Below are 19,540 nucleotides of genomic sequence, written 5' to 3'. Positions count from 1 at the left end.
GACCGACGGACCGACGAGCCGCTCGCGTCCCGTTCCGCCTGATTAGCCGGCCCTGTTCCGAGTATGCCCTGCCCCGGGCATCGTCCGTGCAACGAGAGACTCCGCAAAAGGCGTAACCATCATGAACCGTGAAATCTATGACTTCGTCGCGATCGGCCTAGGCCCTTTCAATCTCAGCCTGGCCTGCCTGTCGGCCCCGCTGCCCGGCGTGCGCGCCCTCTTCCTGGACAAGAAGCCGGGCTTCGACTGGCACCCCGGCATGCTGATCGAGGCCTCCACCCTGCAGAACCCGTTCCTGGCCGATCTGGTCAGCCTGGCCGATCCGCGCAGCGAATACAGCTACCTGAACTACAGCAAGCAGACCGGCCGCATCTATTCGTACTACATGCGCGAGAACCACTATCTCACGCGCGCCGAGTACAACCGCTACTGCAAGTGGGTGGCCGCGCGCCTGCCCAACCTGCGCTTTAACAGTGACGTGCAGAGCGTGCTGCACGACCCCGAGACCGACACCTACCTGGTCACCGGCCAGCACAGCGTCAATGGCGAACGCTTCATGGTCCGCTGCCGCAAGCTGGTGCTGGGCCTGGGGTCGCAGCCGGTGCTGCCGCCCTGCTGCGACCGGCGCGAGGCGCCCTACATCCACAGCGCCGAGTATCTGCGGCACAAGGAGCAACTGCAGCGGCGCGCCGCGATCACCATCGTCGGCAGCGGCCAGAGCGCGGCCGAGGTGTTCCACGACCTGCTGCGCGACAGCGACGAACACGACTACAGCCTGGCCTGGATCACCCGTTCGCCGCGCTTTTTCCAGATGGAGAACACCAAGCTCACGCTGGAGCTGATCTCGCCGGACTACACCAACTACTTCTACGACCTGCCCGAAGACCGCCGCCGCCAGATCCTGGCCGAGCAGAGCAGTCTGTACAAGGGCATCAACGCCTCGCTCATCAACCAGATCTACGACCTGCTGGACGAGAAGATCCACAACGGCGACCGCCGCTATACGCTGCTGACCAATGCCGAGTTGTGCGCCAGCCGCCATGACCGCCACGCCGCCCGCTACCACCTGGAGTTCCGCCACGTCGACACCGGCCAGGTGTTCTCGCACGCGGCCGACGGCCTGGTGCTGGCCACCGGCTATGCCCGCAGCATCCCCGCGTGCGTCAATCCGATCCACGACCGCATCGCCTGGGCCGAGGACGGCAACTACCAGATCGCCCGCAACTACACCATCGACCACGGCGGCAACGAGATCTTCGTGCAGAACAGCGGCCTGCTCAGCCATGGCGTCACCAATCCCGACCTGGGCTTCTGCTGCTACCGCAATTCGCAGATCCTGCGCGAACTGACCGGCCATGAGCACTACGCCGTCGAACCGCGCACCGCGCTGCAGGACTTCCGTCCGCCGGCCAGCGGCGTGTTGGCGCATCGCGCGGCCCAGCCGGCGCCGGCGTGCCGCGGCGGCGTGGCGCCGGAACTGATGCCCATGCTGGACGGCCATCGCGCCGCCACCGTCTGATGCCCCGGGAGCCCGCCATGATCACCATGACCGCCGCCTTCCTGGGCGAGATCGACCGCCAGGCGCGCAGCCACTACGACGAGGGCGCGGGCCTGGCATTGCGCCCGCTCGATCCCGCCGGCGACGCCGCCCTGCTGCGCCAGTGGTTCGCGATGGACTACGCGCATTTCTGGTCGATGCAGACGTTCACCGAAGCGCAGGTGCGCGACTTCTACGAGGCCCTGGTCGACAGCGGCCATGCCGGCGCCTGGCTCGGCAGCCACGACGGCCGCCCCGCCTTCCTGGTGGAATGCTACGACCCCGCCCACGACCAGGTCGGCGAGCACTACCCGGTGCGCGCCGGCGACCTCGGCATGCACATCTTCATCGGCCCGCCGCGCGTGCGCATCCCGAATTTCAGCCGCAACGTGCTGGCCTTCGTGATGCGCTTCATGTTCGAACGCCTCCAGGCCCGGCGCGTGGTGGTGGAACCCGACAGCAACAACAGCAAGATCCATGCGCTCAACCTGGCCATGGGTTTTGTCTATGCCGGCCAGGCGCGTTTTCGCGAGAAGACCGCCAGCATCGCCTTCTGCACCCGGCAGCAGTTTGAACAGGCCCAACTCCAGGAGTCTTCCCTATGAGCACCCAGCCCCATCCCGCCCAGATCGCCAGCCACCTCGCGCCCGAGGTCTGGGACAAAGTGAACCGCCTGTTGGTGAAGAAGGCCATCTCGGAATATGCCCACGAATGGCTGCTGGAGCCCGAACGGCTCGGCCCCGCCGAGGCGCCCGGCTTTGACCGCTACCGCCTGGTCCTGGCCGACGGCCATGCCGAGTACCAGTTCGACGCGCAACTGATGGCCATGCGCCACTGGCGCATCCCGCCCGAATCCATCAGCAAGACCATGGCCGGCACGCCCGCGCCGCTGGACGCGCTGCAGTTCGTCATCGAGATCCGCGACAAGCTCGGCATGCCCGAGGACCGCCTGCCGATCTACCTGGACGAGATCACCAGCACGCTGCACGGCAGCGCCTACAAGCACACCCGCGCCGCGCCCTCGGCCGCCGAATTGGCGGTGGCCGATTACCAGACCATCGAGACCTCGATGATCGAAGGCCATCCCAGCTTCGTCGCCAACAACGGCCGCCTGGGTTTCGACGCCGAGGACTATCACGTCTACGCCCCGGAATGCGCCAGCCCGATCCGCGTGATGTGGCTGGCGGTGCACAAGGACAATGCCCACTTCGCCTGCCTGTCGACCATGGACTACGACAGCCTGCTGCGCGACGAACTGGGCGCGGATACCGTCGCCCGCCACACCCAGACCCTGCGCGACCAGGGACTGGACCCGGCCGACTACTACTTCATGCCCTCGCATCCGTGGCAGTGGTTCAACAAGCTGTCGCTGGCGTTCGCCCCCTACGTGGCCACGCGCAAGATCGTGTGCCTGGGCTATGGCGACGACGATTACCTGGCGCAGCAGTCGATCCGCACCTTCTACAACATCAGCCAGCCCGGCAAGCACTACGTCAAGACCTCGCTGTCGATCCTGAACATGGGCTTCATGCGCGGCCTGTCGCCGTACTACATGTCCGGCACGCCGGCCATCAACGAATACCTGCACGGGCTGATCTCGTCGGACCCGTGGCTGCGCCGCAACGGCTTCACCATCCTGCGCGAAGCGGCCTCGCTGGGATTCCGCAACTACTACTACGAAGCGGCCATCTCGGTCGACACGCCCTACAAGAAGATGTTCTCGGCGCTGTGGCGCGAGAATCCCACCGCGCTGATCGGCGCCAACCAGCGCCTGATGACCATGGCGGCGCTGCTGCACGTCGATCCGCAGGGCGGCGCCTTGCTGGCCGAGCTGATCCGCGCCTCGGGTCTGGACGCGGCCGCGTGGCTGGAGCGCTACGTCGATGCCTACCTCACGCCGCTGGTGCACTGCTTCTACGCCCATGACCTGGTGTTCATGCCGCACGGCGAGAACGTCATCCTGGTGGTCGAGGACCACGTGCCCGTGCGCGCCTTCATGAAGGACATCGCCGAGGAATCGTCGATCCTCAACCCGAACGCCGCCCTGCCCGAGAACGCCCGCCGCCTGGCCGCCGATGTGCCCGAGGAATACAAGCTGCTGACCATCTTCGTCGATGTGTTCGAGGGCTACTTCCGCCACCTGGCGCAAGTGCTGGCCGACCACGGCGTGATGGACGAGGACGCCTTCTGGAAACTGGTGGCCGGCCGCATCACCGCCTACCAGGAGGCCCATCCCGAGCGGCTGGAAAAGTATCGCCAGTACGATCTGTTCGCTCCCGAGATGATCCATTCGTGCCTGAACCGCCTGCAACTGGCCAACAACCTGCAGATGGTCAATCTGGCCGACCCCATCGGCAGCTTCCAGATGGCGCCCAACCTGGCCAATCCGATCGCCCGCTATCGCCCGCAATGGCTGGGCCAGGGCCAGGCCGACACCGTGCGAGCGCTTGCGTGAACCACGACCTGGACGACCTGCTGGCGCTGACCGGCCGCCTGGTGCCCGGGCTGTCGGGCCAGGTCGCGGCGGCGCCCGGGCCGGGCATCCGCCCGGGCGCCGACAACGCCCAGGCCATCGCGCGGCTGCGCGATGTCTGGGGGCAGCGCTATCCGGAAGCCGGGCCGCACTACCTGGCTTTGCGCTGCTGGGGGCTGCTGATCTGGCAGCCCGTCTACCTGAGCGTGATCGCCGCGCACCGCAGCGAGATCGTGCCGGACCTGTCGCGCATGACCCAGCCGGTGCCGGACGACGGCTTCATCATCGGCTACACCCTGGAGCGCCATGCCCCCTTGCGCGCCGGCCTGCGCGAACGCATGCAGGCCGCCGCCGCGCAACTGCGCAATATCTGCGCCACCTTCTACCGCGAATTGACCCAGGTGCTGCGGGTCAGCCCGCGCGCCGCCGAGAGCATGCAGGCCGATTGCGTGCTCTACGCGCTGCTGGCGGCGCGCCATGACGACGGCGACGCCGCCAATGCCTGGGCCCAGCGGCAGGCCGGCGCCTGGATGGACCTGCTCGGCGTCCCGGGACGCAGCGGCTACCTGACCTGGCGGCGCGCGGACCTGCCGGTCATCGCCGTGGACCGGCAGGTCTGCTGCCACTACTTCCGCAGGCGCGACAGCGACTACTGCAGCACCTGCCCCAAATTGGATCTTGCCGAACGCATGACCCGGATCGACGCCGAGAGCGCCGTGCCCGCCTGAGAGCGGCCGGGCCTTGCGGGATGGCACAAGGAGTCGGAAATGACGGACATTGGCCGCCTTGAGCATGTGCGCGAGGCGTTGAGCCCGCTGCACGTTCGGGCCTATTTCGACGAAGCCCTGTTCGCCCGCGAACAGGAACGGATATTCAAGCAATCGGCCCTGTACGTGGGCCACGAGAAAGGCGTGCCCGAGCCGGGCGACTGGCGCCGCCTGCCGCACGAGGACGGCGGCCGCGTGCTGGTGCGCAACGCCCAGGGCGTCGAGCTGGTCTCGAACGTCTGCCGCCACCGGCAGGCGCTGATCCTGGGCGGCGAGACCGGCGCGGTCACCGGCCCCGGCAACCCCGCCGGCAACCTGTCGGCCAGCGGCGGCAACATCGTCTGCCCGCTGCATCGCTGGACCTACGACAACCGCGGCCAGATCCTGGGCGCGCCGCAGTTCCCCAGCACGCCATGCCTGAACCTGCCGCGCTTCCCCTTGAAGAACTGCCATGGCCTGCTGTTCGAAGGCCCGTGCGACCCGCGCGCCGACCTGGGCCACCTGTTCGAGCGGCCGGAATTCGATTTCTCCGACTACGTACTGGACCACGTCGAGGTGCACCAGTGCAACTACAACTGGAAGACCTTCATCGAGGTCTACCTGGAGGACTATCACGTCGGGCCGTTCCATCCCGGACTGGGGCGCTTCGTCACCTGCGACGACCTGAGCTGGGAATTCGGCCGCCGGCACAGCCTGCAGCGCGTGGGCGTGCACGATTCGCTGGAAAAGCCCGGCTCCGACGTCTACCGCGACTGGCACGACACGCTGATGCGCTATCGCGATGGCTCGGCGCCCGAGTTCGGCGCGATCTGGGTGACCTACTTCCCCACCCACATGATCGAGCTGTACCCGCACGTGCTGGTGCTTTCCACGCTGTACCCCAAGAGCCCGCAGGAAACCATCAACATCGCCGAGTTCTACTACCCGGAGGAGATCGCCCTGTTCGAACGCGAATTCGTCGAGGCGCAGCGCGCGGCCTACATGGAGACGGCGGTCGAGGATGACGAGATCGGCGAACGCATGGACGCCGGCCGGCTGGCGCTGCTGCGCCGCGGCACTTCCGAAAGCGGCCCCTACCAGTCGCCGATGGAGGACGGCATGCAGCATTTCCACGAGTGGTATCGCGACATCATGGGAGACGAGCTGGGCGATTGCGCGGCGCCTTGAGGCGGGTGGCGGGGGGAAATGAGCATGGCTCCACAAAATGGTGCCAGATCGGTGAGAATAGCTGCAACAATGCGAACATATGTTATTCTCATTCTCACATCTAATGGCTTGTGAACGGCCATCTTAGGGGCTCATCCCGTAACGCGAGTGACGATCTTGAACCCATCACCCTCCCCCGCCCAATTCACCGTCGCCGACTTCAACCGCATGGGCAGCCAGAGCGGTTTCCACTACCGACTGCCGCAGTTGAGCGGCGCGCTGCGGGGCGATCCGGAAACCCTCTGCATCGCCGAAGGCCGGGTCGAGACCCACGCGATCCGCCCCGGCCTGACGCTGGTGCTGTCCGATGTGCGCGTGCACCAGCACTACGAAGCCACCTCGATGATGTCGCCACGTTTTTCGGCCATCGTCATGCTGCAGGGCAACGCCCAGACCCGCATCGATCGCCATGACGACGTCAGGCTGGCCGCGCACAGCGGCGTCAGCGCGCTGTACGGCGACACCGTCGCCATGACCGGCATCCACGCGCCCGGCCAGCGCCTGCGCAGCGTCAACCTGTCGCTGTCCGACCCGGATGGCGCGGGCGACGACCCGACCAGCGAGCTGATCTGGAAGGCGCTGCGTTCGCCCTCGCTGCGGCTGCGCCGCTGGCAGGTGCAGGGCCATCTGCTGCAGGCCATCGAACACCTGCTCGATTGCGGCTGGGACGGCCCGCTGCAGGCCATGCTGCGCGAAGGCGTGGCCACGCAGTTGCTGGCGCACGCCCTGGCCACGCTGGAACAGCGCGCGCCGGCCGACAGCGCCGTTTCCGAGCGCGATCGCCAGTTGCTGGAACGGGTGCGCGAGCGCCTGTACAACGCGCCCGGCGAGGAACATACGCTGGACGACTTGGCGCGGCTGGCCTGCATGAGCCCCAGCACGCTGCGCGCCAAGTTCCAGGCCGCCTACCAGCGCTCGGTCTTTAGCTGGCTGCGCGAGCGCCGCCTGGAGGTGGCGCGCGAACAACTGGCCCAGGGATGCAGCGTGCAGCAGGCCGCGCACTTCGTCGGCTACCGCCACGCCACCAACTTCGCCACGGCGTTCCGCGAACGCTACGGCATCGCGCCCAGCGAACTGAACTGAGCGCCGGCCGTGCATGGCTTACGGCGGCGCCCATTGCTCTCGCGGCGTTCTCCATTCCTGCAACCCGCCATGACGGGCGACCATGCGACAGCGCTTCCCAGCCCGGGAAGCCCCTGCCATGGATGCCGTCGTGTCACGCCGCGAACCCCTGCCTTCCTTTCCCGTCATGGTGTTGATGCTGGGCCTGCTGTCCTGTGTCGCCCCCGCCACCATCGACGCGTACCTGCCCGCATTCGGGGCGCTGGGCCGGGAATTCGCCGTTCCGCAGGAAACCGTACAACTGACGCTGGGCGTGTACATGGCGTGCTATGCCTCCATGCTGCTGCTGCATGGCACGCTGTCCGACTCGCTGGGACGGCGCCGCGTCGTGCTCACGGCGCTGGGGGTGTACGTCGCCGGCGCGCTGATGGCGGCGCTGGCGCCGAGCTTCGGCTGGCTGCTGGCCGGGCGCGCGGTGCAGGGCCTGTCGGCCGGCGCCGGCATCGTGGTCGGACAGGCCATCATCCGCGACTGCTACGACGGCGCGGTGGCGCGCCGCGCCATGTCCTACCTGATCCTGGTGTTCAACCTGTCGCCGGCGCTGGCCCCGATCCTGGGCGGCTACCTGGCCGCGCACCAGGGTTGGCGATCCGTGTTCCTGCTGCTGACCGCGCTGGCCGGCGCCGCCTGGCTGCTGTGCGCGCGGCGCCTGCCCGAAACGCTGCCGCCCGAGCGGCGCCAGCCGCTGGCCTGGCGCACGCTGGGCGGCAACTATGCGCGCGTGCTGGGCAACCGGCGCTATGCCGCGCTGGGCGCGGCGTTCAGCCTGCTGTTCGCCGCCCAGGGGTTCCTGATCGGGGCGGCGCCCGATTTCATCGTCAACGTCCTGGGTTTGCCGGAAACCGATTTCGCCTATCTGTTCGTGCCGCTGGTGGCCGGCGCCATGGCCGGCGCGCTGCTGGCCGCGCGCAAGGCGGGTCACTGGTCGGATGGGCGCATCACGCTGCTGGCCTATCTGCTGATGGGGGGCAGTTGCCTGGCCTATGTGCTGTACATGGCCGCCGCCGAGCCGCCGCGCCTGCCCTGGGCGGTGCTGCTGCCCGGCCTGTACACCTGCGGCCTGGCCATGGGCGTGCCGGCCATGACATTGCGCATCCTGGGGCACGTGCCGGACCTGTCGGGCACCGCCGCGTCCGTGCTGGGTTTCATGCAGATGCTGACATTCTCCGTGGCCAGCGGCTGGGGCGTGCCGCTGGTCTATGGCCAGCCGCTGCGGCTGGCGGCGGCCATGCTGGCCTGCGTGGCGGCCAGCGCCGTCGGCTGGGCCTGGTTGCACCGCCGCGCCGCCCCCGTGGCCAAGACCGAGGCCGGCCTGGGCTAGCGTGCCGGCCCGCGGGTTTCGAGCGGGCATGTCCGCGCGGCGGCGCACCGGGCCAACGGCATTCTCCATATGCATCGCGTCGTCCGGCATACATCAGCACAACGGTAAAAATCAATAATTCTCATTACCAAATTTTTCCGCTGGAGCTCGTCCTCATGCCGTTCGTACCGCCCCTGCCCGCCGCGCGTCCGCGCCGGGTGCGTCCCCTTGTCTACGCGATTCAGACGGCCCTGTTCTGCTCCGCCCTTACCCACCAGCAAGCCACCGCCCAGAGCGCCGCCAGCGCCGATAGCGGCGACGTGGCGCAACTGCCCGCCGTCACCGTCAGCGGCGCCGGCATCCCGGGCACCACCGAAGGCACCCATTCCTACACGACCGACGCCATGAACACGGCCACCGGCCTGACGCTGTCGCCGCGCGAGACGCCGCAGTCCGTCAGCGTGGTGACGCGCCAGCAGATCGAGGACCAGGGCCTGCGCGACACCGGCGCGATCCTGGCCAGCGCGCCGGGCATCTCGGTCTCGCGCAGCGATAGCAACCGCTTTGCGTTCTCGTCGCGCGGCTTCGATATCGACAACTTCCAGTTCGACGGCCTGAACTCGCCCATCCTCAGCCTGTGGAACTACGGCGCCACCGACATCGACTCGGCCATCTACGACCGCGTCGAGATCGTGCGCGGCGCCACCGGCCTGATGACCGGTTCAGGCAATCCGTCGGCCGCCGTAAACTTCATCCGCAAGAAGCCGCTGCGCGAGTTCGCCTTGTCCGGCAGCGCCAGCGCCGGCAGTTGGAACCAGGTCGGCGGCAACCTGGACCTGTCGGTGCCGGTCACCGAAGGCGGCCGCATCCGCTCGCGCTTCGTCGCCGCCTATGACCAGGGCGACAGCTACGTGACCTTCCTGGATTCGCGCAAGCGCACCTTCTATGGGGTCATCAGCGCCGACCTCACGCCGGACACGGTGCTGACCGCCGGCATCGAGTATTCCCGCAACCAGAGCAACGGTTTCGGCAGCGGCTTTCCGCTGTTCTACAGCGACGGCTCGCGCACCGACTTCAACCGCTCGGTGGCCAACAACACCCGCTGGGCCCGCATCGACACCGAGTCCACCACCACCTTCGTCGACCTGACGCATCGCTTCGCCAATGACTGGAAGGTGCGCGCGGCCTACAGCCACAACGATGGCGACTACCGCATGAAGCAGTTGTTCCGCGGCGGCTACCCCGACCGCGTCACCGGCGCCGGCATGACCAGCGCGTACAACAACTATGATGGCGACCGTTCGCGCGATGACATCCACCTCACGGTGTCGGGCCCGTTCCAGTTGTTCGGACGCAAGCACGAACTGGCGCTGGGCTGGATGAGCGTCAACGACCACAGCAATATCGGCCAGTACCTGCAGACCGGCGCCAAGCCCGCGCTGGGCAGCTTCTTTGACTGGCGCCAGGATCACATCGCCGAACCCACCTGGGCCGCCAACAAGACGCCTGCGGACGACCTTCGCGTCAAGCAGACCGGCGCCTACGCGGTGGGCCGCTTCTCGCTGGCCGATCCGCTGCACCTGATCCTGGGCGGACGCTGGAGCAACTGGGAGACCAACCAGACCTACTTCGGCAGCAAGCGCCAGTACAAGATCAACGACCAGTTCACGCCCTACGCCGGCCTGCTGTACGACATCAACAGCACCTACACGGCCTACGCCAGCTATACGGAGATCTTCCAGCCGCAGAACGCCCGTTCGCCCAGCGGCTCGATCCTGCCGCCGATCGACGGCAAGAGCTACGAGGTCGGCCTGAAGGCGGCCTACCTGGACGGCTTGCTGAACGCCTCCGCATCGCTGTACCAGACCCGCCAGAACAACCTGGCACAGGCCATCCCGGGCGAGTCGGTCATCGGCATGCCCGGCACCCAGGCGTACCGTGCCGTCTCCGGCGCCAAGGTCGAAGGCTTCGAACTGGAGACCAGCGGCCAGCTCATGCCCGGCTGGAACCTCGGCGCCAGCTACACCCACTTCACCGCCAAGGACGCCGACGGCAAGCCGATCAACACCAGCCATCCGCGCAGCCTGTTCAAGGTCTACACCACCTACCGCCTGCCGGGCGATCTGCACCGCCTGACCGTGGGCGGCGGTGTCGACTGGCAAAGCCGCATCTACCGCTCCGCCGCCAGCCCGCGCGGCAATGTGGACGTGGAGCAAGGCAGCTACGCGCTGGTCAACCTGATGGCCCGCTTCGACTTCAGCAAGCAGGTCTCGGCCACCCTCAACCTGAACAACGTGTTCGACCGCAAGTACTACGACCAGATCGGCTTCTACAGCCAGGGCTGGTATGGCGCGCCGCGCAACGTCATGCTGACGCTGCGCGCGCAGTACTGAAGCGGCGGCTGACGACCCACCAAGGAGCTTCCCGGCACAATGCGTTTGCATCGATTCATCGCGGTGCCCTGGCGCCGCCGCGCCGCCCAGTGCGCGGCGGCGTTGGCCATGGCCTGCACCCTGTCGGCGTGCGACCGGCCCGCGCCGCCCGCCGCCACGGCGACGCCCACCACCGCTACGAACACGGCCGGCCCCGCGCCGCGCGACGGCGCCGATGCGCCGGCTGCCGGTTTTCCGGTGACGCTTGACAGCGCGCTTGGCAAGGCGGTCATCACGGCCCCGCCCCGGCGCGTCGTCACCCTGGGCCTGGGCGCCGACGACCTGGCGCTGGCGCTGGGCGTGGTGCCGGTGGGCGTGGGCCGCGCCGACTGGGGCGGCGACGCCGACCATTACTGGCCCTGGGTGCGCGCCGCCATCGAGGCCACCGGCCAGCCTCTGCCCGAGCGCATCACGGTGTACCCCGAACTGGATATCGAAAAGATCATCGCCTTGCGCCCGGACGTGGTGCTGGCGCCGTTCTCCGGCGTCACGCCCGAGGCCTACGCGCAACTGTCGCGGCTGGTGCCGGTGGTGGCCTATCCCGGCCAGCCGTTCCTGACGCCCGTCGACACGCAGATCGACCTGATCGCCACGGCGCTCGGCAGGCGCGAGGCCGCCGGGCCGCTCAAGGCGCGCATCCACGACGCGCTGGCGCAGGCCGCGCGCCGCTACCCCGAACTGGCCGGCAAGACCTTCGCCTATGTACGCGCCGACCTGGGCTCGGGCAATTTCGCTGCCTACGTCGCCGGCGATCCGCGCGTCGATACGCTCACGGCCATGGGCCTGACCCTGGCGCCGTCGGTGCGCGGCCTGCGGGCCAGCGCCGGGCATTTCGCCCACTACCTGGGCTTCGAGCACGCCGATGCGCTCGGCGACGCCGACATCCTGGTGTCCTGGTTCTACACCCCGGAAGAGCGCGACCGCGCCGCGGCCCTGCCCCTGTATGCCTCGATTGCCGCGGTGCGGCGCGGCGCCTACGTGGCGCTGAGCGACCCGGCGCTGGTCATGGCCTCGTCATCCGGCACGCCGCTGGCGGTGGCCTGGATGCTCGACCGGCTGGCGCCGCAACTGGCGCAGGCCGCGCGTCATGCCCAGGCCGGCGGAGCCGCGCCCTGATGCCGCCGCGCCAGCCCCGCGCGGCGCGCGTCGATGGCACGCCCTCCCACAGCCCACGCCTGCGCGCGCCACTGCTGCTGGGCGCCTGTATGCTGTTGACCGCCGCCGTGCTGGCAAGCCTGTGGCTCGGCTCGCGCGGCCTCTCGGCGGCCACGGTCTGGCGCGCGCTGCTGCAACCCGACGACAGCCACGCGGCGCTGGTAGTGGCCTCGCGCATTCCGCGCACCCTGCTGGCCCTGCTGACCGGCGCGGCCCTGGCGGTCGCTGGGGCGCTGATCCAGGCGCTGACCCGCAATCCGCTGGCCGAGCCGGGCCTGCTCGGGGTGAATGCCGGCGCGGCCGCGTCCATCGTGACCGCCGCGCTGGTCCTGGGCGGCCTGCCGGCGCATCCATTCTGGGCCGCGCTGCCCGGCGCGCTGGGCGCCGCGGCGGCGGTGTACCTGATCGGCGCCGGCGGCCGCGGGCTGCAACCGGTGCGGCTGATCCTGGCCGGCGCCGCCGTCAACGCGGTGCTGTTCGCCTATGTGCAGGCGGTGGCGCTGCTGCGCGACGACATTTTCGATGCCTACCGCTTCTGGGCCGTGGGATCGCTGGCGGGCCAATCGCTCGACGCGGCATGGCGCGCCGCGCCCTACATCGGTTTTGGCCTGCTGCTGGCCGCGGCCCTGGCGCGGCCGCTCAATCTGCTGGCGCTGGGCCCCGCGCTGGCGCAGGCGCTGGGCCTGCGCGCCGGCCTGTATCGCGCGCTGGGCCTGCTGTGCGTGGCGGTGCTGGCCGCGGCCGCCACCGCCGCCGCCGGCCCCATCGCCTTCGTGGGCCTGGCCGTGCCGCATATCGCCCGCCGCCACGCGGGGCCGGACCTGCGCTGGCTGCTGGCGTACTGCGTGGTGCTGGGCCCGCTGCTGATGCTGGTGGCCGACATCCTGGCGCGGCTGCTGCGCGCGCCCGCGGAGCTGCTCACCGGCGTAGTGGTCGCCTTCATCGGCGCGCCCTTCCTGTTGGCGGCGTTGCGCAGCCGCGCGCGGAGCCCGGCATGACCCGCGCCGCGCCGGCCATGGCCGCTCGCCGCCGCCCGCTGTTGCGCATCGGGGCGTGGCTGGCCTGGCCTGTCGCGCCGCGCTCACTGGCCTGCGCCGCGCTGCTGCTGGCGATGGCCGGCGTCCTGTTCGTCACCGCTTTGCGCGCCGGCGACCCCGGCTTGTCCTGGGCCGCGCTGTGGCAGGCGCTGCGAGGCAGCGGCGGCGCCGTGGAGCAATGGCTGGTGCAAACGGTGCGCCTGCCGCGCGCCCTGTCGGCGCTGGGGGCGGGCGCCGCGCTGGGCCTGTCGGGCGCGCTGTTCCAGAGCCTGACGCGCAATCCGCTGGGCAGCCCCGACGTCATCGGCCTGACGGCTGGCGCCTCCGCCGGCGCCGTGGCGGTGGCCATGGTCTGGCCGGGCCTGATGCCGGTGGCCTGGGGCGCGGCGGCTGGCGCGCTGCTGGCCACGGCCGGCGTCTGGTTCGGCTCCGGCGCCGGCTTCGCCGCGCCGCAGCGCATGGTCATCGCCGGCATCGCCGTGGGCGCGATCGCCTTCGCCTTCGTGCAATACGGCCTGTCCAACCTGCGGCGAGAACAGGCCTATCTGGCGGCCACCTGGCTCAACGGCAGCCTGGCCGGCAGGACCTGGCACGACGTCGCCCTGATCGGATCGGCCTGCGCCGTGCTGCTGCCGCTGGCGCTGGCGCTGTGCGCCCGCCTGCGCTTGCTGGAGATGGGCGATGACCTGGCCCAGGCCCTGGGCGCGCCGCCGGCCCGCAGCCGCCTGGCGGCCACGCTGGTGGCGGTACTGGCCGCGGCCGCCGCGGTCGCGGTGGCCGGGCCGATCGCCTTCATCGCCCTGGCGGCGCCGCAGATCGCCCGCCGCTGCGTGCCCGCGAGCGGCCCGCAACCGCTGCTGGCGGCCCTGACCGGCGCCGTGCTGCTGGCCGGCGCCGACCTGCTGACCCGCCTGGCTGGCCCCAACGGGCTGCCGGTCGGCGTCCTGACCGCCGGCATCGGCGGCGTCTATCTTGCTTTCCTGCTGGTACTCGAATGGCGCAAGACCTCCACGTGACCCCCCCTTCCCCCGGCGCGTCCGCGCTGCAACTGCGGCAAGTCCACCTGGCCTACGGCGACAGGCCCGTGCTGCGCGACCTGTCGCTCACGGTGGCCCCGGGCGCGTTCACGGCGGTGGTCGGCCCCAACGGCTGCGGCAAGTCCACGCTCCTGCGGGTGCTCGGCGGCGCGCTGGCGCCCAGCCAGGGCCGGGCGCTGCTGGACGGCGCGGACCTGGCCAGCCTGCGGCGCAAGGCGGTGGCGCGGCGCCTGGCCTATCTGCCGCAGAACCCGGTGGCCCCGGAAATGATCACGGTGCGCGATCTGGTGGCGCGCGGCCGTTATCCGCACCAGACCCTGTTGCGGCAGTGGTCGCCCGCCGACGCCCGGGCGGTCGACGCGGCGCTGGCCGATACCGACCTGGCGGACCTGGCCGATCATCCCGTGCACACGCTGTCCGGCGGCCAGCGCCAACGCGCCTGGCTGGCGCTGGTGCTGGCGCAGGACGCCGGCATCATGCTGCTGGACGAACCCACCACGTTCCTGGACATCCGCCACCAGATCGACCTGCTGGAGCTGTGCGCGCGACTGCACCGCGCCGGCCGCACGCTGGTGGTGGTGCTGCATGACCTGAACCTGGCGTTCCGCTATGCCGACCGGGTCGTCATGATGCGGTCCGGCCGCATCGCCGCGCAGGGCGAGGTGCGCCAGGTGGTCACGGAGGACGCCATGCGGCAGGTGTTCGATCTGGAATGCCGGGTGCTGCCGGATCCGGAGACCGGCAGCCCCATGGTCGTGCCCCGGCGCGGCGGCCAGGGCTGAGGCCGGCGCGCCGGCGGCGCCAGGACGGCGGCAAGCCGCCCGGCGCGGATACCGCCCTTACAGCATATGCGCCAGGAACTCGCGGCTGCGCGGATGCTGGGGCGCGCGGAAGAAGTCGGCGGAAGGCGCCTCTTCGACGATGCGGCCCTCGTCCATGAAGATGACGCGGTGCGCCACTTCGCGGGCGAAGCCCATTTCGTGGGTCACCACCAGCATGGTCATGTGCTCGTCGGCCAACTGGCGCATGGTGCGCAGCACTTCGCCGGTCAGCTCGGGGTCGAGCGCCGAGGTCGGCTCGTCGAACAGCATGATGTCGGGTTCCATCGCCAGCGCGCGGGCGATGGCCACGCGCTGCTTCTGGCCGCCGGACAGGCGCGTGGGATAGTTGTCGCGCTTGTTCAGCAGACCGACCTTGCGCAGCAGTTCCTCGGCCTTTGGCACGATGGCGGCGCGCGGCATGCCCTTGACGATCATGGGCGCTTCGATGATGTTCTGCAGCACGGTCATGTGCGGGAACAGATTGAACGACTGGAACACCATGCCCATCTTGCGGCAGATGCGGCGCACGTCCCCGTCGCTGGCGTAGCGGCTCTGGCCGCCCGGCACCGCCGTGGCCAGGGCTTCGCCCTCGATCTCGATGGTGCCGTCGTCGATGGTCTCCAGGTGGTTCAGGCAGCGCAGGAAGGTGCTCTTGCCCGAGCCCGACGGCCCGATCACCGCCACGACTTCGCCCTTGCCCAGTTCCAGCGAAACCTGGTCCAGCACCCGGTTGGCGCCGAACGACTTGACGATGCCGCGCGCCGAGATCATGGCGCCGCGACCGCCGGCGGACGGATTACTGGTCGTATTTGGCATAGCGCTTTTCCATACGCTGGAAGAACCACGTCAACACCAGCGTCATGATGAGATAGAAGGCGGCCGCGACCAGGAACGGCGTGGTCGTGAAGTCGCGCTGCACGATGCCGCGCGCGGTGCGCAGAATGTCGTTGAGCGCCAGCACGTAGATCAGGGAGGTGTCCTTGACCAGCGTAATGGTCTCGTTGCTCATGGGCGGCAGAACCCGCTGCACCATCTGCGGCAGCACGATGCGGCGCAGCGTCTGCAGGTAGGTCATGCCCAGCACCTTGCTGCCCTCGTACTGGCCGCGGTCCACCGACTGGATGCCGGCGCGGAAGATCTCGGCGAAATAGGCCGCGTAGTTCAGCGCGAACGCCACCACCGCCGCCGGGAAGTCGGGCAGGCGCACCCCCACCACCGGCACGAACGGCAGCGCGAAGTAGATGAACAGCATCTGCAGCATCAGCGGCGTGCCGCGCATCAGCCAGATGTAGCCGTTGACCAGTTGGCTGACGAAGCCCCACTTGGAGATCCGCAGCAGCGCCAGCACCAGGCCCAGCGGCACGGCCAGCGCCAGCGTGATGAAGAACAGCGTCAAGGTCACTTTCGCGCCTTGCGCCAGGGGTCCCAGGAGGGAGAGTACGTAGTCCATGCGGATGGGTGGGCGCCTTGCCGGCGGGAGGAATCAGGAGCGGGATGGGCGGCGCGGGGAATCGCCGGACTGAAAAACGCCCGGACCGCGGCGCGGTCCGGGCGTTTCCCGGGAGATTACTTGACGATGTTGGCGCCGAACCACTGGGTGGCGATGCGGCCGGCGGTGCCGTCCTGCTTCATCGAATCCAGGGTCTTGTCGAGCTTGGCCAGCAGCTCGGTGTCGTCCTTGCGCACGCCGACGCCGTAGTCTTCGGTGCCGAAGTTGTCGTCCAGCACGCGGTATTCACCGGCGCGCTTGCTGATCAGGTAGCGGCCCACGACTTCGTCGACCACGATGGCGTCCAGGCGGCCGGCGGCCAGGTCCATCAGCGCGGTGACGTTGTCGCCGAACTTCTTGACTTCCTTGATGCTGCCGGCGACCGGGTCCTTGGCGATGGCGTCGGTGGCGCTGCTGCCGTCCTGGGCGCCGACCACCTTGCCGGCCAGATCGGCCTTGGCCTTCACCGGCGAGGCGTTGCCGACGATGATGATCTGGTGGTTGGCCATGTAGGGGGCCGTGAAGCTGATGTTCTTCTTGCGCTCTTCGGTGATGGTCAGGCCGTTCCAGAGCACGTCCACGCGCTTGCCGTTCAGCTCGGCTTCCTTGGCGCTCCAGTCGATCGGCTTGAATTCGACTTCCAGGCCCAGGCGCTTGCTGGCTTCCTTGGCCATGTCGACGTCGAAACCGACGATCTGGTTGTTGGCGTCGCGGAAACCCATGGGCGGGAAGTTGTCGTCCAGGCCGACGACGACCTTGCGGGCGGCGGCCGGGGCCTGCGCGCTGGCGGCCGGCGCGTTGTCGGACGGGCCGCAGGCGGTCAGCATCGTGGTGGCGGACACGAGAAGAACAGCAGTCAGTTTTTTCATATTTATCGAGGGCGCGAGGCGCAGGAATGAAGAAGGCCGGAGGGCTCGACGAAAGCCGCGAGCCGGTTATTTTAGCGTCCCTGGAAATATGTGTTTCATCGTGGCCATATATAGGGCCAAGCGATAGCGCCGAGCAGGATCCCGTCCCGGAGGCCGGGCTGGCATGCCCCTTCGGCGTCAGCACAGTTGGCGCCGCCCGCCGGAGCCCCGGTCTCCCCGGACAGGCCGGGTTGAAGCCTAGCCGGCCCGCGCCGCCATGCCCCCGCGCAGGCCGGCCGCGCAGTCGAGCGCGTCGTCCCACAACTGGCGGGTCAGCGCCTCGGCGTCGGTCTCGCGCGCCAGCGCCGCGGCCTCGCCCGACCACAGCAGCGAGAAATCCCCGCTGCCGGCCTTTTCCACCGCCGCCCGCAGCGGATCGACCGCCCCGGTCGCCAGCGGAAACGCCGGCGCCGCCGCGCTCATCGGTCCCTGTTCGCGCATGAAGCGCGTCAGCAGCCCGCGCGCCGGGCGGCCGGTGTACAGATTGGTCAGGCGCGTGGCATCGTCGCGCGCGGCCAGCACCGCCTGGCGGTGGATGGCCGAACGGCCGGCCTGCGGCGTCAGCAGATAGGCGGTGCCCAGTTGCGCGGCCGCCGCGCCCAGCGCGAAGGCCGCGGCGATGCCACGCCCGTCGGCGATGCCGCCGGCCGCGATCACCGGCACGCCCACCGCGTCCACCACCTGCGGCAACAAGGCGTACAGGCCCGGCTGCGCGCCGATGTCATCGGTCAGGAACATGCCGCGATGGCCGCCCGCCTCCACGCCCTGGGCGATGATGGCGTCCACGCCCCGGGCGTCGAGCCAGCGCGCCTCCTCGACGGTGGTGGCGGACGACAGCACCATGGCGCCGGCGCGCCGCACCCGCTCCAGCAGCGCGTCGTCGGGCAGGCCGAAATGGAAGCTGACCACCGCCGGGCGCGATTCCTCGACCACCTGGCACATGGCTTCGTCGAATGGCGCGCGGCCCGGGCCGCTGCCGGCGGCCGACAGGTCCAGCCCGGCCTCGCGGTAGTACGGCGCCAGCGTCTCGCGCCAACGGATCTGGGCCGCCTCGTCGGGCGCCGGCGGGGTGTGGCTGAAGAAATTCAGGTTGAACGGCGCATCGGTCTGCGCGCGGATCGCGGCGATCTGCTCGCGCAGCGTGTCCGGGCCGAGCGCCGCGCAGGCCAGCGAGCCGAGGGCCCCGGCGCGGCATGCGGCGATGGTCAGCGGGCTGAAAGAGCCGACCATCGGCGCTTGGATCAGGGGCAACAGCGAAGGCAGCGATTTCATCGAGGGCACACGACGGCGGGGAAGGATGCCCAAGCATATCGCAACGGCGTGCTAGGCTTGGGCCTTGTCCCTACTCGCATCACGCCATGGAATTTCGCAGCAACGGCCGCCCCGGCGTGGCCGCGCGCCGGGAGCGCGCCGCATGAGCCCCGCCCTCCGTCTCGGCCCCCTGGTGTTTCCGATCGAGTTCGCGCTGCTGGCGGCCGCCGTCGCCATCGGCCTGCTCGCCAGCCGCCTGCTGGCCGGCGCGCGCGCCGAGGACGCCAGCCGCGTCTTGTGGCGCTGCCTGCTGCTGGGCCTGCTGGCGGCGCGGCTGACCTTCGTCTGGCAATACCGCGATCACTTCCTGCAGGCCCCGCTCAGGATTCTCGACCTGCGCGACGGCGGCTGGGCCGGTTCCGCCGGACTGGCCGCGGCGCTGGCCTACGGCGCCTACGCCGTGCTGCGCCAACGCGCTCCACGCCGCGCCGTGTTGGTCGCGATGGCGCTGGGCACGGCGGTCTGGCTCGGCGGCGGCCGCCTGCTGGCGCCGCCGGCCCAGACGCAGCCGCAGTTGGCGGAACTGTCGCTGCAACACATGGACGGCGCCGCCGCCACGCTGACCGCCTTTCACGGCAAGCCGATGGTCGTGAACCTGTGGGCCAGTTGGTGCCCGCCGTGCCGCCGCGAAATGCCGGCCTTCGAGCAGGCGCAGGCGGCCAACCCCGACATCCATTTCGTCTTTCTGAACCAGGGCGAAGCGGCGGCCACCGTCCGCCAATACCTGGATGAGCACGCGCCATCGCTTGCCAACGCCTTGCTCGATCCGGCCGGCGGCGCCTCGCGCCAGATGAGCAACCGCGGCCTGCCGGCGACCCTGTTCCTCGATGCCCAGGGCCGGCTGATGGACGTGCGCGTCGGCGAACTGTCGAGCCCCGCGCTGGCGCAACGGCTGCAATCGATCCGCGCGGCCGACGCGCAGCGCTGATCGGCGCGCTCCCGCCA

General features: G+C 69.6%; 17 protein-coding genes. 13 read left to right on the top strand and 4 right to left on the bottom strand.

Annotated elements, in window-relative coordinates:
* Positions 1-121 precede the first annotated feature (121 nt).
* From SB816_RS13080 to SB816_RS13025, 12 genes are all read left to right on the top strand, one after another.
* On the top strand, positions 122-1,519 hold the full coding sequence (locus SB816_RS13080; RefSeq protein ID WP_410547113.1) for a lysine N(6)-hydroxylase/L-ornithine N(5)-oxygenase family protein: 1,398 nt from the start codon (positions 122-124) through the stop codon (positions 1,517-1,519).
* A gap of 17 nt (positions 1,520-1,536) precedes the next feature.
* On the top strand, positions 1,537-2,142 hold the full coding sequence (locus tag SB816_RS13075) for a GNAT family N-acetyltransferase (protein ID WP_410547112.1): 606 nt from the start codon (positions 1,537-1,539) through the stop codon (positions 2,140-2,142).
* Positions 2,139-3,992, top strand: a complete 1,854-nt coding sequence (locus SB816_RS13070; protein WP_410547111.1) for an IucA/IucC family protein — start codon at positions 2,139-2,141, stop codon at positions 3,990-3,992. Before SB816_RS13075 ends, SB816_RS13070 begins: the two co-directional genes overlap by 4 nt.
* The gene (locus SB816_RS13065; RefSeq protein ID WP_410547110.1) at positions 3,947-4,738 is read left to right on the top strand and encodes a siderophore ferric iron reductase; all 792 of its coding nucleotides are present in this window, start codon (positions 3,947-3,949) and stop codon (positions 4,736-4,738) included. Before SB816_RS13070 ends, SB816_RS13065 begins: the two co-directional genes overlap by 46 nt.
* A gap of 39 nt (positions 4,739-4,777) precedes the next feature.
* Complete coding sequence (locus tag SB816_RS13060) at positions 4,778-5,944, top strand: aromatic ring-hydroxylating oxygenase subunit alpha (RefSeq protein WP_410547109.1); 1,167 nt, start codon at positions 4,778-4,780, stop codon at positions 5,942-5,944.
* A 207-nt stretch (positions 5,945-6,151) separates the two neighbouring features.
* Positions 6,152-7,066 carry a helix-turn-helix transcriptional regulator gene (locus SB816_RS13055; RefSeq protein WP_116791168.1) on the top strand — a complete coding sequence of 305 codons (915 nt, stop codon included), beginning with the start codon at positions 6,152-6,154 and terminating at the stop codon, positions 7,064-7,066.
* Positions 7,067-7,196: 130 nt separating this feature from the next.
* A complete protein-coding gene (locus tag SB816_RS13050; protein WP_410547130.1) occupies positions 7,197-8,426 on the top strand; it encodes a multidrug effflux MFS transporter in 1,230 nt (409 codons plus the stop codon).
* A 155-nt stretch (positions 8,427-8,581) separates the two neighbouring features.
* The gene (locus SB816_RS13045; protein WP_155755521.1) at positions 8,582-10,798 is read left to right on the top strand and encodes a TonB-dependent siderophore receptor; all 2,217 of its coding nucleotides are present in this window, start codon (positions 8,582-8,584) and stop codon (positions 10,796-10,798) included.
* A gap of 39 nt (positions 10,799-10,837) precedes the next feature.
* Positions 10,838-11,953: an ABC transporter substrate-binding protein gene (locus tag SB816_RS13040; RefSeq protein ID WP_410547108.1), complete on the top strand. Its 1,116-nt coding sequence runs from the start codon at positions 10,838-10,840 to the stop codon at positions 11,951-11,953.
* The gene (locus SB816_RS13035; RefSeq protein WP_410547107.1) at positions 11,953-12,990 is read left to right on the top strand and encodes a FecCD family ABC transporter permease; all 1,038 of its coding nucleotides are present in this window, start codon (positions 11,953-11,955) and stop codon (positions 12,988-12,990) included. Before SB816_RS13040 ends, SB816_RS13035 begins: the two co-directional genes overlap by 1 nt.
* Complete coding sequence (locus SB816_RS13030) at positions 12,987-14,045, top strand: FecCD family ABC transporter permease (RefSeq protein ID WP_064525247.1); 1,059 nt, start codon at positions 12,987-12,989, stop codon at positions 14,043-14,045. Before SB816_RS13035 ends, SB816_RS13030 begins: the two co-directional genes overlap by 4 nt.
* Positions 14,024-14,848: an ABC transporter ATP-binding protein gene (locus SB816_RS13025; protein ID WP_175143869.1), complete on the top strand. Its 825-nt coding sequence runs from the start codon at positions 14,024-14,026 to the stop codon at positions 14,846-14,848. The genes SB816_RS13030 and SB816_RS13025 overlap by 22 nt, the downstream gene beginning before the upstream one ends.
* Positions 14,849-14,905: 57 nt before the next feature.
* Here the strand turns inward: SB816_RS13025 and SB816_RS13020 are convergent, their stop codons facing one another.
* The 4 genes from SB816_RS13020 to SB816_RS13005 form a co-directional block, all read right to left on the bottom strand.
* Complete coding sequence (locus SB816_RS13020) at positions 14,906-15,658, bottom strand: amino acid ABC transporter ATP-binding protein (protein WP_026383076.1); 753 nt, start codon at positions 15,656-15,658, stop codon at positions 14,906-14,908.
* A 25-nt stretch (positions 15,659-15,683) separates the two neighbouring features.
* Positions 15,684-16,337, bottom strand: coding sequence for an amino acid ABC transporter permease (locus tag SB816_RS13015; RefSeq protein WP_006384524.1), 654 nt, complete (start codon positions 16,335-16,337; stop codon positions 15,684-15,686).
* Between the two features lie 116 nt (positions 16,338-16,453).
* Positions 16,454-17,245 carry an amino acid ABC transporter substrate-binding protein gene (locus tag SB816_RS13010; protein ID WP_049073911.1) on the bottom strand — a complete coding sequence of 264 codons (792 nt, stop codon included), beginning with the start codon at positions 17,243-17,245 and terminating at the stop codon, positions 16,454-16,456.
* A gap of 237 nt (positions 17,246-17,482) precedes the next feature.
* The gene (locus SB816_RS13005) at positions 17,483-18,556 is read right to left on the bottom strand and encodes an NAD(P)H-dependent flavin oxidoreductase (protein WP_410547106.1); all 1,074 of its coding nucleotides are present in this window, start codon (positions 18,554-18,556) and stop codon (positions 17,483-17,485) included.
* 142 nt (positions 18,557-18,698) lie between these two features.
* On the opposite strand from SB816_RS13005, the gene SB816_RS13000 reads away from it, so the two are divergent.
* Positions 18,699-19,523 carry a TlpA family protein disulfide reductase gene (locus tag SB816_RS13000; protein ID WP_410547105.1) on the top strand — a complete coding sequence of 275 codons (825 nt, stop codon included), beginning with the start codon at positions 18,699-18,701 and terminating at the stop codon, positions 19,521-19,523.
* Positions 19,524-19,540: the final 17 nt, after the last annotated feature.

The sequence above is a fragment of the Achromobacter sp. SIMBA_011 genome, assembly GCF_046535435.1.
Taxonomy (GTDB): Bacteria; Pseudomonadota; Gammaproteobacteria; order Burkholderiales; family Burkholderiaceae_B; genus Achromobacter; species Achromobacter dolens.
Note: the sequence above shows the minus strand (reverse complement) of the source record. Positions and strands in the feature narration are given on the sequence as shown.

What these genes read in the sequence shown, in the direction of transcription:
- SB816_RS13080 (WP_410547113.1), top strand. Translation starts at nt 122, where the DNA reads ATGAACCGTGAAATCTATGACTTCGTCGCGATCGGCCTAGGCCCTTTC.
- SB816_RS13075 (WP_410547112.1), top strand. Translation starts at nt 1,537, where the DNA reads ATGATCACCATGACCGCCGCCTTCCTGGGCGAGATCGACCGCCAGGCG.
- SB816_RS13070 (WP_410547111.1), top strand. Translation starts at nt 2,139, where the DNA reads ATGAGCACCCAGCCCCATCCCGCCCAGATCGCCAGCCACCTCGCGCCC.
- SB816_RS13065 (WP_410547110.1), top strand. Translation starts at nt 3,947, where the DNA reads ATGGCTGGGCCAGGGCCAGGCCGACACCGTGCGAGCGCTTGCGTGAAC.
- SB816_RS13060 (WP_410547109.1), top strand. Translation starts at nt 4,778, where the DNA reads ATGACGGACATTGGCCGCCTTGAGCATGTGCGCGAGGCGTTGAGCCCG.
- SB816_RS13055 (WP_116791168.1), top strand. Translation starts at nt 6,152, where the DNA reads ATGGGCAGCCAGAGCGGTTTCCACTACCGACTGCCGCAGTTGAGCGGC.
- SB816_RS13045 (WP_155755521.1), top strand. Translation starts at nt 8,582, where the DNA reads ATGCCGTTCGTACCGCCCCTGCCCGCCGCGCGTCCGCGCCGGGTGCGT.
- SB816_RS13040 (WP_410547108.1), top strand. Translation starts at nt 10,838, where the DNA reads ATGCGTTTGCATCGATTCATCGCGGTGCCCTGGCGCCGCCGCGCCGCC.
- SB816_RS13035 (WP_410547107.1), top strand. Translation starts at nt 11,953, where the DNA reads ATGCCGCCGCGCCAGCCCCGCGCGGCGCGCGTCGATGGCACGCCCTCC.
- SB816_RS13030 (WP_064525247.1), top strand. Translation starts at nt 12,987, where the DNA reads ATGACCCGCGCCGCGCCGGCCATGGCCGCTCGCCGCCGCCCGCTGTTG.
- SB816_RS13025 (WP_175143869.1), top strand. Translation starts at nt 14,024, where the DNA reads ATGGCGCAAGACCTCCACGTGACCCCCCCTTCCCCCGGCGCGTCCGCG.
- SB816_RS13020 (WP_026383076.1), bottom strand. Translation starts at nt 15,658, where the DNA reads ATGATCTCGGCGCGCGGCATCGTCAAGTCGTTCGGCGCCAACCGGGTG.
- SB816_RS13015 (WP_006384524.1), bottom strand. Translation starts at nt 16,337, where the DNA reads ATGGACTACGTACTCTCCCTCCTGGGACCCCTGGCGCAAGGCGCGAAA.
- SB816_RS13010 (WP_049073911.1), bottom strand. Translation starts at nt 17,245, where the DNA reads ATGAAAAAACTGACTGCTGTTCTTCTCGTGTCCGCCACCACGATGCTG.
- SB816_RS13005 (WP_410547106.1), bottom strand. Translation starts at nt 18,556, where the DNA reads ATGAAATCGCTGCCTTCGCTGTTGCCCCTGATCCAAGCGCCGATGGTC.
- SB816_RS13000 (WP_410547105.1), top strand. Translation starts at nt 18,699, where the DNA reads ATGAGCCCCGCCCTCCGTCTCGGCCCCCTGGTGTTTCCGATCGAGTTC.